Annotated in this window: 9 protein-coding genes; 2 read left to right on the top strand and 7 right to left on the bottom strand. The window is 40.5% G+C overall.

The features are described 5' to 3' along the window. Nucleotides 1-109 precede the first annotated feature (109 nt). Both E5A76_RS16550 and E5A76_RS16545 read right to left on the bottom strand, forming a co-directional pair. On the bottom strand, nucleotides 110-1,432 hold the full coding sequence (locus E5A76_RS16550) for an anaerobic C4-dicarboxylate transporter (protein WP_107184368.1): 1,323 nt from the start codon (nucleotides 1,430-1,432) through the stop codon (nucleotides 110-112). Nucleotides 1,433-1,630: 198 nt separating this feature from the next. After that, nucleotides 1,631-2,683 carry a metal-dependent hydrolase gene (locus E5A76_RS16545; RefSeq protein WP_161119594.1) on the bottom strand — a complete coding sequence of 351 codons (1,053 nt, stop codon included), beginning with the start codon at nucleotides 2,681-2,683 and terminating at the stop codon, nucleotides 1,631-1,633. A gap of 216 nt (nucleotides 2,684-2,899) precedes the next feature. On the opposite strand from E5A76_RS16545, the gene E5A76_RS16540 reads away from it, so the two are divergent. Further along, the gene (locus tag E5A76_RS16540) at nucleotides 2,900-3,226 is read left to right on the top strand and encodes a hypothetical protein (protein ID WP_161119593.1); all 327 of its coding nucleotides are present in this window, start codon (nucleotides 2,900-2,902) and stop codon (nucleotides 3,224-3,226) included. A 42-nt stretch (nucleotides 3,227-3,268) separates the two neighbouring features. Here E5A76_RS16540 and yhjD read toward each other — a convergent pair whose 3' ends face one another. From yhjD to apbC, 5 genes are all read right to left on the bottom strand, one after another. Then, a complete protein-coding gene (gene yhjD / locus E5A76_RS16535) occupies nucleotides 3,269-4,231 on the bottom strand; it encodes an inner membrane protein YhjD (RefSeq protein ID WP_107165353.1) in 963 nt (320 codons plus the stop codon). 175 nt (nucleotides 4,232-4,406) lie between these two features. Then, nucleotides 4,407-6,575: an AsmA family protein gene (locus E5A76_RS16530; protein ID WP_161119592.1), complete on the bottom strand. Its 2,169-nt coding sequence runs from the start codon at nucleotides 6,573-6,575 to the stop codon at nucleotides 4,407-4,409. 221 nt (nucleotides 6,576-6,796) lie between these two features. After that, nucleotides 6,797-7,390: a dCTP deaminase gene (gene dcd / locus E5A76_RS16525; protein WP_161119591.1), complete on the bottom strand. Its 594-nt coding sequence runs from the start codon at nucleotides 7,388-7,390 to the stop codon at nucleotides 6,797-6,799. Between the two features lie 125 nt (nucleotides 7,391-7,515). Further along, nucleotides 7,516-8,160 (bottom strand): uridine kinase, encoded by a 645-nt coding sequence (gene udk / locus E5A76_RS16520; protein WP_053986905.1) that lies wholly within the window; start codon nucleotides 8,158-8,160, stop codon nucleotides 7,516-7,518. 143 nt (nucleotides 8,161-8,303) lie between these two features. Then, nucleotides 8,304-9,395, bottom strand: coding sequence for an iron-sulfur cluster carrier protein ApbC (gene apbC, locus E5A76_RS16515; RefSeq protein ID WP_161119590.1), 1,092 nt, complete (start codon nucleotides 9,393-9,395; stop codon nucleotides 8,304-8,306). A 242-nt stretch (nucleotides 9,396-9,637) separates the two neighbouring features. On the opposite strand from apbC, the gene metG reads away from it, so the two are divergent. After that, entirely contained in the window at nucleotides 9,638-11,683 is a 2,046-nt protein-coding gene (metG, locus tag E5A76_RS16510; protein WP_161119589.1) for a methionine--tRNA ligase, read from the top strand. Nucleotides 11,684-11,867 lie beyond the last annotated feature (184 nt).

Below are 11,867 nucleotides of genomic sequence, written 5' to 3'. Positions count from 1 at the left end.
AACTATTAATTATTCTAAATAGACATCAGAATTACAGCAAACTTCTCAGGTAAGAGTAAATACAATAAAGGCACCCAACGGATGCCTTTAAAAAACTCATAAATCCTTATTAAATAAGTACTTGTGCAATGGCGTAACCAATACAACAAGCTGATACCACACCAATTAAACCTGGCATCATAAAGCTATGGTTAAAGTACCATTTACCAATTTTCGTTGTGCCCGTTACATCAAAGTTCACAGTTGCAATGTCTGACGGGTAATTAGGAATAAAGAAGTAACCATATGTAGCAGGCATTAAACCAATTAATAATGCTGGACTTAGCCCCATTGCTAAACCAACAGGTAACATCATACGTGCTGTTGCCGCTTGTGAATTAACTACCACTGAAACAATAAATAATGCCAGTGCAAACGTCCATGGATACTGCTGAACCATTTCCGTAATGCCTGATTCAAACGATGGCATTGCATACTGGAAATATGTATCACTCATCCATGCAATACCAAAAATCGCAATCGCAGCGACCATACCAGATTTAAATACCACCCCTTCTGGTACTTTCTGCACATTAGTACGCGTTACTAATAGAATTAAACCACCGAAACCTAACATCATCATTTGAATAATCAATGACATAGAAATAGGTTTAGCATCACCAATCGTGCGAATTTCCGGTACCATCGCGACAATGACAATCGTGATTAACGCTAAAATAAACAGCATTACCGCATGCATGGCTGATTTTGGTAACTCTTCATTTAATGATGTTGAAGTGGTATGCAGAATTTGATCGCGCCAAACTGGGTCATTTAAACGACGTTGATACTCAGGATCATCAGCGAGCTCTTTACCACGACGTAAGCTATACAGAGACAGTAATAACGTACCGCCCAAAGTCGCAGGCACAGTTACCATCAAAATAGATAACAAACTAATAGATTCATTTATTCCTGATAACTGAGCAAGGTAATACACCACCGCCGCAGAAATAGGGCTTGCCGTGATCGCTAATTGCGATGCGACAGAAGATGCAGCCATTGGTCGCTCAGGACGAATACCATTTTTCAGTGCTACGTCACCAATGATAGGCATAATTGAGTACACTGCGTGACCCGTACCTAGCATGAATGTCATCACGTAAGTGACTAATGGACCTACGATAGTCACACGCTTTGGATTGCTACGTAGAATACGCTCTGCAACTTGCAACATGTACTTTAAGCCACCCGCGGCTTCAAGGATCGATGCACATGTCACTACCGCCAAAATAATCAGCATCACGGTGATCGGTGGTGACGTTGGTGGCATACGGAAGATAAACACTTCCACCAACAAACCTAAACCAGATACAACACCAAGCCCAATACCACCAAACCGACTACCGGCATAAAGCACGACAAGTAGGAATATAAACTCAAGGTACAACATTACCTTTCTCCCTGTTAATTCAATATAAAATCCATCTCTAGGGGTAAAGTCGCAATATTTCGCCTAGTGTTTATTGATAACAATCACAGTCTAAACAGGTGAAAAAATAGGCTTCCATCTCTGTGACTCGCACAGCGAAAAAAGCCTATTATCATTACTAAATCAACACATAAGAAAACAGTGAAAGAAACGTTGTATTTACGTTTTTGTAACAGTGTTACTGGGGCATTCATTAATATGGCATAGATCGGCATTCACATCTTGGCTGCCTAATAAACGTAGCCATAATGCAGGAAGGTGCTTGGGTTTCACTTTTCGCTCTTCCATCTTTATCGGGGTCATTAATTGCCAATCTTGCTGTGGTGACTGCTTGGCAACAATAAAACGAAATGGCAAATATTCGATTAATCCTAATCGCAGATCTGTCACCACTAATTGATCATCAATCGTTTGATACTGAACAAAATCGCTCGCAAACTTGGTTAGCATTGCAACATGCTCAGAAGGCTGTTTTAACGGTAGCGTACCTCGTTCTCGCTGCGCCCATTGTATAGGGTAACCATCATCATCTTTTGGATCGAGCAAAGATGAAAAGCCCTCATAATATTTATCACCATCAAGAATAATAAACCGCCACAGTACCGTATTAAACGGGGTTGGACTGATAAACATGGGCTTATTAGCTAACGGTGTGTGCTTTAATTCTTGCTCAATACGATGCTCTATGACCTTATACGCAACGACTGACCATGCTAAGTAAGTCGTTGAAATGATAAGTCCAATACTACAGAGTTTTGCCATTTTCTCTCGCCACATCAAGCTTGCTATCAGCATGATAAGCAAAGGCAATGTATAGAGTGGATCGATAATAAAAATACTCGATACCGCAACACTGTTATCTAAAGGCCAAAACAGTTGCGTGCCATAAGTGGTGAAGGAATCAAGTAGTGGATGAGTGATCAAACATGCGGCAACTAATAGACATAATCGACCAAATGATAATACTGTAGGTCGATAGTGATGCCACAATGCGGTAAGTAATAAAGAGAACGGTAACAACACAAAAAGTGAATGGCTAAAGCCACGGTGCTTCACCGTATCTGAAATAGGATCACCATAATCAATAAAAACATCTAAATCAGGTAACGTCCCTAACGCAGCACCAATCAATAATGTTTTAGGCTTACAGTGACGTCCAGCCACAACCGCTGCAACAGATGCCCCTAATGCAGCCTGAGTTATTGAATCCACATACACTCCTTTGTATTTAGCTTCATATCTAGCACGAAAAACTATTGCTATAAATACAGAATCATTATTAATATATTAATCAGTTAACTATACCATGACAAAGTTTTTACATTACTCAGTCAAACGATACTCCTACCTTCAGTAATATAGCACTACTGATATAGACAAGGATGTAGTTCGCATATCTGGCGTTGTAAGTCTATTAAAGGTAATAAAATGAAGAAAACTTGTCCTTGCTGTCAGCATAAAACCTCAGTACCAACACTCAACCAAGATACCCTCTCTTTTACCTGTGAGAACTGTGGCATCCATCTCCAACATAATGAAAACCAAGTGATCGGTTATAGCATCGCCTATATTGGTATTGTTAGCCTTGTTTTAATTGTACTCAATACCAATGTCTTTATTGCCATAGCTATTGCAACAGTCAGCTATGCCATGATCCGCCGTAAGTTCATCGAGCCAAGAATTGGTCTTCAAATTAGTCAAATCAGCCATTTTCTAAAACAGCTCAATATTGCTGAATGTAATAAAAAAGGATGACATAGCGTCATCCTTTCTTGTATTCATCACAGAATAAAGTCGTTATTCTTCATCAGTGATCGGCGTAATACGATGTTCATTTGCTGTCGCAATCCAAGCGGCACAAAATAGTGTTAATCGTGCAAAAAAGTAGAAAAACGCCATCAAACCTATAATTGAACCAAAGGCAGCTCCTGATGGAGAGCTTGCTAATTTAGGTAACATAAAGGTCATCGCAAACTTAATCGCTTCAAAGCCAACAGCCGCTAAAAGCGTTCCTTTCATTAATGCCCAACGATTAAATCGACGCTTTGGTAGCATCCAGAAGATCCATAAGAACATTAAATAGTTCGCACAGATAGAAATGGTAAGTGCTGTTGCTGTGAGCACCGGACGTAACCAAGTTATATCTTCGAGCCCTAATGCATGTACGATGGTTGCTTGAGCAGAGCCTGCTACTGAAGTTAATACTACGGTAAAAATCAAAGCGGCAACCAAACCAGTCAAACCAACGAAATCTTTTAGGTATTGCAGAAGGAAATGATCTTTATCTTCTGGTTTTCTTTCCCACACATCACGGGTTTGTGCACGAATTGCTTCACGTAAGTTCCCCATCCAACTCACGCCAGAATACAGCGCAATTGCTAAACCACTTAAACCTACTGTGGTACGCTGGCTAATCGCTATATTGACGGTATTTTTCAGGGTTGTCGCTAAGTTAGGATCTGTTACTCCCGCTACAATTTTATCGATAATGCTATTTAGCAATGAAGCGTTAGACGCAAGAATAAAACCGGCAGCAGCAAATAACACCATTAAGATTGGGATTAATGACAAAAATGAGAAATAGGTAATGGCGGCACCGAACTGGCTACCTAAGCGGTCATTAAAGCGATCTGCAGCACGAATAAAATGATCAATAGGTGGGAACGCTTTGATCTTATCTACAACAAAAGTCACAACCTTCATTACTTTTGCCATGAACGTTGACTTTTCTTCTTCAGTTGACGTTGGTTTATCTATCATAGTCCTTCACTATGGCGTCATTTAATGCATAACAAATGACATGTTATAAGTCACTGTTATCGTTCTCATTACAAAGTCGCCATTTACTTTATAATTTTTAATACATACAAAATAGAAAAGGCTTGCCTAATGAAGCAAACCTTTTCATTCTTATCGTGAGCAATCTTCAATTAACTCAGTTAAATAGCCCTTTTAACAGTTGATCAGCAACATTCTTGATCTTTTCATCTTTGGCTTTATCACCAAATAACTTTTCTAGACCACGATTGAGTTCTTTCTTTGCTTTCTGCTCTAATTCGCTATTTTGCTTAAATAAATTTTTCAGATCTAACTGATATTGAGGCTCTTGCCAAGTTCCTTTTATTTTAATCGGAACAGTAATACCTTTCAATTCATCAAGACCTTTGCCACTAGCAACAATTGCAGTATCGACAGAAAAATCCATTGATTCATTATTTAAATCAGTAACACCACGACCATTAATATCAATCAGCGGTGAAGCTAGATGCAAATTATCAACCGTTGCCTTACCTTGGCCTAACTTGAGTAACGCTGTTAAAGAAGAGAAATCTGTCTTTTTCTCTTTCTTATCATCAGCTAACTTCTCGCCTTTTAAACGTGCTTTTGCACTGCGGATCATCTCTGAAATATTAACGCCATAAACAGCACCATCAGTAAGCTTGACATCAATGGTTCCAGAAACGCCATTTCGTAAACGCTCAGCAGATAATCCTGTACCTGACAGGTTTGTCGTAATGTTGGCAATACCTGCTAATTGTTTATTATCCGCAATATCTTCCAATAATGGTTGTATTTCGACCCCATTGATTTGGTTATGGAATTGATATGTAGCCAGCGGTGTATTTACATTTAACTTACCCGATGCGGCAATGGTGCCTTGATACAACTTAGCATTTAAATGACTCAGCTCTGCAATGCCATTTTTAATCAACAATGCTAGCTGTACATCAGATAAGTGAGCATGAGCAACCACAAATTGTTTCGCACTAATAGTACCTGCAACATCAATCCCCTTTAATAGAGATAAGTCAGGTTCATGATTTGTGGTATTAACAGGAGCACTTGGTGCTTGAACCTTAGAGGGTGCAGCACTACTAGAAGTCGCAGCTGCAGCGTTGCTAGATGCGGTTTCTGGTGTTTTCTTTTGCTCAGTAGGTGCTGAGCTCTCAGCTGTCATCCAGCGATCAAGATCAATATTATCACTTGTAAAATTAAAGCGAATAACAGGCACATCATGATTAACAAATGACGCATTACCCGATACTGCTAACTCATCAGCATTCGCACTGAACTTCGATAAGGTTGCAGTCTTCGTTGCAACATCATAAGTCGCATTGGTTTTCAGGTTTACCTGCATATTCGGGCGAGGTAATGTTTTACCTGATAGGCTGTTTTCTAACGACAAGTTTTCAAGCGTTAAAATATTTTGATCAGAAGATAAACTTAATTGTGTCTGACCTTTTGTTGCAAAAGCAATATCAGATAATTTGCCTTCAGCTTGCAGTGTTAATGTCGCCCATTCACCAAACTTAAAGTGATCGACATTAATTTGCGCATGTTTGATATAAGTCTTCGCATCTTTCGCGGTTAAAGATAACTGTAAATCTTTTAATTCACACAGCTTGTATGACGCAGACAAATTGAGCTCAGTGCTACCTTGAGTCGTGAACTGTAGTCCATTAGCCACACCCGCCATATCAAATTGTGCTTTTGTCCACGTATTAGGCGCTAGTGTATCTAAGATGAAGTTCACCTTATTTAAAGCGATATTTGAACCTGTTTTCTCATTGACGAGATCAACACTGGCATTCAGTAATTTAACGCCAGCTAACGATACCTGCCATGGCTTTTCAGCCGCTTTTGAAGCTGTCTCCTTTGCTGGCTTAGACGCTGGTGCTGCTGTACTTTCTTGCTGAGTGGTTGATGTTGACTGTTTCGTCAAATCATCAAGATTACTGTGACCATCTTTTAGGGTTTGAACAAAAACATGTGCGCCATCCAAACTGACTGTACCAATATCTAACTTGTGAGATAACAAAGGTAAAACAGCAACAGACAGCTCTGCTTGTTTAAACTGAATTAAATTCGGTTGTGCGAAACCTTGTGGGTTTTTTAATGCAGTTTCGCCAACATCCAATCCTAGAGTCGGGAAAAAGCGCCAGCTGATATCACCACTGATCACCAGATCACGACCGGTTTGTTCTTTCACCTGCTCTGCAATAACAGGCTTAAATTGATTCGGATTGACTAGCGTGACTAACGCAACAATCCCAAGTACTACAACAATGATAATACCGAGCAACACATACAGTAATTTTTTCATACTCGCCTCTTTTCACCACAGCACTTATCAATTGTTGCACTGCACTGAAAATTTCTATCCATATACCAACAAAGGTTAATTATTTACTGTCATAACAGTAAATCACCTTGCTACGACAACTATTTATAATGATAGTTTCATACTGGAACATCTTGTATCAACAACAAAAAAGGCAACCTTTACGATTGCCTTTTTATTTATTCATTAACGAATGCTTTTACTTAGCTTGCTTTATCGTCTTCGTTAATACGACTAGCAACAGCACCTTGCTGATTTTTATACTTCGCATCAACACGCTTGTTATACGGTTTTTCTGCTTCACCAGATAGGGTTTCAAAACTTAGCGCACCAATTGGCATGTGGGGACGTAGTGCCAATGGCAAACGACCTGAGTTATAAAACTCAAGTACAATGCGACCAGACCAACCTGGATCGATTCGGTGTGCTGTTACGTGTATCATTAGCCCTAAACGTGCTAATGATGAACGACCATCTAACCAACCTACAATGTTTGCAGGAAGTGTTACTGATTCATGAGTAACGGCTAGTGCTAATTGCCCAGGATGAAGGAAGAAAGCTTCTTCTTCATTCACAACAATCTCATCACTCATTACTTTATCAAGTTGCGCCGCAACATCTTCTTTCTTACCAGAAAGATCGATAAAAGGAGCACCATGATCGTTAAAAATACGGAATTTATTTCCAAGGGTCACATCAACCGTTAAACCACTAATACAGTCATCTGACGGACGTGGTTCAATGCTGATCTTTCCTTCATCAAGGTACGCCTTGATATCCTTGTCGCAAAGTCTCATTTGAGCTTTCTCCTGAATAGCAAAACACACGTAATATCAACAAAATATAACCTGTGTAGGCAAATCTTAACAGGGTTTTCCCCAAAGATAAAAATAAGGCTGGCAATTGCCAGCCTTATAAAACATTAAGAACGTAATAACTTCGCTATATGCGCTTTTAGCACGTCGATAGCAATTCGGTTTTTACCACCGCGAGGAACGATGATATCAGCATATTGTTTTGACGGCTCAATAAATTGCATGAACATAGGGCGTACCGTCTTTTGATACTGAACTAATACTGATTCCATTGTACGACCACGCTCTGCAACATCACGTTGTAGACGACGAAGTAAACAGATATCAAGTGGTGTATCCATAAATACGCTAGCGTGCATAATTTCACGAAGGCGTGGATCAGTAAGCAACAAGATACCTTCTAAAATGATCACCTTCTTCGGTGTCATTAGTGTAGTTTCCTTCATGCGAGTATGTTCGCTGTAGCTGTACTGAGGCACTTCTACTGCTTCACCCTTCATCAGTTGCTCTAGGTGATCACAAAGTAAATCGTGATCAAGCGCATTTGGGTGATCGTAGTTAGTTTTGACCCTCTCATCCATGGTCAGGTGGCTTTGATCGTTGTAGTAACAATCTTCAGTAATAACACCGATCTGATGATCGCCTACTTTTTCTTTTAACTCTTTGTATACAGTACTGGCAATCAGACTTTTACCAGATGCAGAAGCACCTGCAATACCAATAATTACGCATTGGTGTGAATTTTCAGACATATCAGAAGGCACCTGTTAGATCACGTGGCGAGATAAATAATTAAACCGCCTGATTATAAGCAGTTGTGGTGTCAGATGCCAATAAAAATGAGACATCTGACACATTTAACTATAAAACGGGCGAAGCCCATCTCATATATTTGTTACATCGTACGAATAGTAATCTGCTCTACTGCAGTTTCACCCTGCCAGTAAAGACGACTAGCAACAGATGCTGCTAAATCAATGTACGCTGCCGCTTGTTCTGAGTTCGGCGATGCAGCCACTGTTGGCTTACCATTATCAATATCTTGGCGAACTTTAATATCAAGCGGTAACTGCGCCAACAAGGGAACTGAATACTCTTGTGCCATTTTCGCCGCACCACCAGTACCAAAGATATTTTCATGATGACCACAGTTGCTACAAATGTGGTAACTCATGTTCTCCACAATGCCCAGCACAGGCACATCCACTTTATTAAACATGCTGATCCCTTTAATGGCATCGGCTAATGCTAAATCTTGTGGCGTAGTAACCACTAAAGCCCCTGTAACAGGAATTTGCTGAGATAAGGTTAATTGAATATCACCCGTACCTGGTGGCATATCAATAACAAGGTAATCTAAATCAGGCCACCACGTTTCATTGATAATTTGAGCAAGAGCTTTAGATGCCATTGGACCACGCCAAATGGTTGCACTTTCCGCTGGTACTAAATATCCCACCGAGTTGGTGTATAAACCGCAAGATTCAATTGGCATCATCATTTTGCCATCTGGTGATTGTGGTTTTTGATCCATAGTACCAAGCATCATTGGCACTGATGGGCCATAAATATCTGCATCAAGTAATCCAACTTTAGCCCCTTGTTGCTGAAGACCTAAAGCTAAATTAACTGATGTTGTTGATTTACCCACGCCGCCCTTGGCAGAACTCACTACGATAATGTTTTTCACACCACGTAAGGGTTGTTTGTTTTCAACCGCCAACGTCGCAACTTTACAGCGAACAATAAAAGCAGCATTTGCAGCAATAGCGCCGCAGCTTTGTTGGTTTGAAATCCAATCTTCAAGTTCATTAATCAGCTCAGCGGCAGCAAACGGGATGGTGATACTAATCAAGCCATCAGCAGACACAGAAACCAAATTAGGTACATCTGCCCACTCAGGATTAAGAAGAGGGTGTTCAAATAAATTCAGCCATTGGCATATATCACCAACACTCTGAAAACGATGAGTGACATCGTTAGTCATGTTAACGCTCCACATAATGTATTAGCAATTAAGCAACAAATTGATGCTAATTAAAGCAATTAACCCACTGTTGCATCGCTATTTTTGCTTGTTTTACTCAATGCTACCACCAAAGCAATACCACTGCCCTATCTCACGTGTTTTTAAACAGAGAAAACCGTATCTGATGCTAGGAATAACGCCTGCCATCAGGTAGTATTTACAGCTACGTTTTTTACCCATCATGAGCGAAATAAGTAATTATGGCTGCAAATCCAAGAAAAATTCTGGTTACCTGCGCCCTACCGTACGCTAACGGTTCTATCCACTTAGGTCACATGCTTGAGCATGTACAAGCGGATATTTGGGTGCGCTACCAGCGCCTTCGCGGCAACGAAGTTCATTTCATCTGTGCAGACGACGCACACGGTACACCAATCATGCTTAAGGCCCAGCAGATGGGTATGGAACCTGAGCAAATGATTGCTGAAGTTAGCAAAGAGCACCAAGCGGATTTTGCTGGCTTCGATATTGATTTTAGCAACTACCACAGCACACATTCACCAGAAAACCGTGAATTGGCGTCTTTTGTGTACACTCAGCTAAAAGAAAAAGGTTTTATTACTAGCCGTACTATTTCTCAGCTATTTGACCCTGAGAAAGAAATGTTCCTACCGGATCGTTTCGTAAAAGGCACTTGTCCTAAGTGTAAAGCTGAAGATCAATACGGCGATAACTGTGATAACTGTGGCGAAACTTACAGCCCAACAGATTTGATCAACCCTAAATCTGCTGTATCTGGTGCGACACCAGTAATGAAAGATTCAGAGCACTTCTTCTTCGACCTGCCTCAATTTGAAAGCATGTTAAAAGAGTGGACAACATCTGGCGCACTTCAAGACGAAACTGCAAACAAAATGCAGGAGTGGTTTGAGTCTGGTCTACAACAGTGGGATATCTCACGTGATGCACCATACTTCGGTTTTGAAATCCCAGGTGAAACTGGCAAATACTTCTATGTATGGCTAGACGCACCTATCGGTTACATGGGTTCATTCAAAAACCTATGTGACAAGCGTGGCGATCTAAACTTCGATGAGTTTTGGAACAAAGACAGCTCTACAGAGCTATACCACTTCATCGGTAAAGACATTGTTTACTTCCACAGCCTATTCTGGCCAGCAATGCTAGATGGTGCAGGTTTCCGTAAGCCAAACAATGTATTCGTACACGGCTACGTAACCGTAAACGGCGCGAAAATGTCTAAGTCTAAAGGTACTTTCATTAAAGCAGGTACTTACTTGAAGCACTTAGATCCTGAATGTCTACGTTACTACTACGCTGCGAAACTAAACAGCCGTATTGACGATCTAGATTTGAACCTAGAAGACTTCACACAGCGTGTTAACAGCGACGTTGTAAACAAGATTGTTAACCTTGCTTCTCGTAACGCAGGTTTCATCGCTAAACGTTTTGACGGCAAACTATCTGACAACTTCGTAGAGCCTGAGTTATACGCAGAATTCGTTGCAGCTGCTGATCGCATCGGTGAACTATACGAAAGCCGTGAATACGGTCGTGCTATTCGTGAAATCACAGCGCTAGCTGATAAAGCAAACCAATACGTTGATGAAAAAGCACCTTGGGTTGTAGCGAAACAAGAAGGTAAAGATCAAGAACTACAAGAAATTTGTACTGTTGGTATTAACCTGTTCCGCGTGCTAATGGCTTACCTAAAACCTGTAATGCCAAAACTTGCAGAGCGTAGCGAAGCATTCCTAAACGAAACACTAACGTGGGAATCAATTGCTCAGCCACTCACTGCGCACGAAGTAACGAAGTTTAAAGCACTATTTAACCGCATCGATCCTGCACACGTTGCAGCGATGGTTGAATCATCTAAAGAAGAAGCAGCAGCAGATAAGGCAGCGGCTGAAGCGGCAGCAAAACCTGCAAGCCCGCTTACAGAAGAGCCTATTGAAGCTGAAATCGAATTTGATGATTTTGCTAAAGTTGATCTACGTATTGCTAAAATCGTCTCTTGCGAATCAGTACCAAAAGCTAACAAACTGCTTAAATTCCAATTAGATATTGGCGGTGAAATGCGCCAAGTATTCTCTGGTATTAAGGCAGCTTATGAGCCAGAAGAGCTTGTAGGTAAGCTAACCGTTGTTGTTGCTAACCTGAAGCCTCGTAAGATGAAGTTCGGCATGTCTGAAGGCATGATCCTAGCGGCAGGCCCTGGTGGTAAAGATCTTTGGATCCTTGAACCACACGACGGTGCGCAACCAGGTATGCGTGTTATGTAAGTTAATCTTACCTAACGGGAAGGGCACAATATGTGCCCTTTTTTTATCCCTCAATAAACCTCAGAATACACTATTCATTTTTTAAAATAATTATTCATTTAATTTTACTTAACCACTACCTTATTTTATAAAATAAATAAGGTATTTCTGATATTTTTATCGATAGCAAGCCCATATTCTTAAC

Source organism: Photobacterium lucens, assembly GCF_009873615.1.
In the GTDB taxonomy this organism is placed as follows: Bacteria; Pseudomonadota; Gammaproteobacteria; order Enterobacterales; family Vibrionaceae; genus Photobacterium; species Photobacterium lucens.
Note: the sequence above shows the minus strand (reverse complement) of the source record. Positions and strands in the feature narration are given on the sequence as shown.

Coding starts and splice junctions, on each gene's coding strand:
- E5A76_RS16550 (WP_107184368.1), bottom strand. CDS start 1,432: ATGTTGTACCTTGAGTTTATATTCCTACTTGTCGTGCTTTATGCCGGT.
- E5A76_RS16540 (WP_161119593.1), top strand. CDS start 2,900: ATGAAGAAAACTTGTCCTTGCTGTCAGCATAAAACCTCAGTACCAACA.
- yhjD (WP_107165353.1), bottom strand. CDS start 4,231: ATGATAGATAAACCAACGTCAACTGAAGAAGAAAAGTCAACGTTCATG.
- E5A76_RS16530 (WP_161119592.1), bottom strand. CDS start 6,575: ATGAAAAAATTACTGTATGTGTTGCTCGGTATTATCATTGTTGTAGTA.
- dcd (WP_161119591.1), bottom strand. CDS start 7,390: ATGAGACTTTGCGACAAGGATATCAAGGCGTACCTTGATGAAGGAAAG.
- udk (WP_053986905.1), bottom strand. CDS start 8,160: ATGTCTGAAAATTCACACCAATGCGTAATTATTGGTATTGCAGGTGCT.
- apbC (WP_161119590.1), bottom strand. CDS start 9,395: ATGACTAACGATGTCACTCATCGTTTTCAGAGTGTTGGTGATATATGC.
- metG (WP_161119589.1), top strand. CDS start 9,638: ATGGCTGCAAATCCAAGAAAAATTCTGGTTACCTGCGCCCTACCGTAC.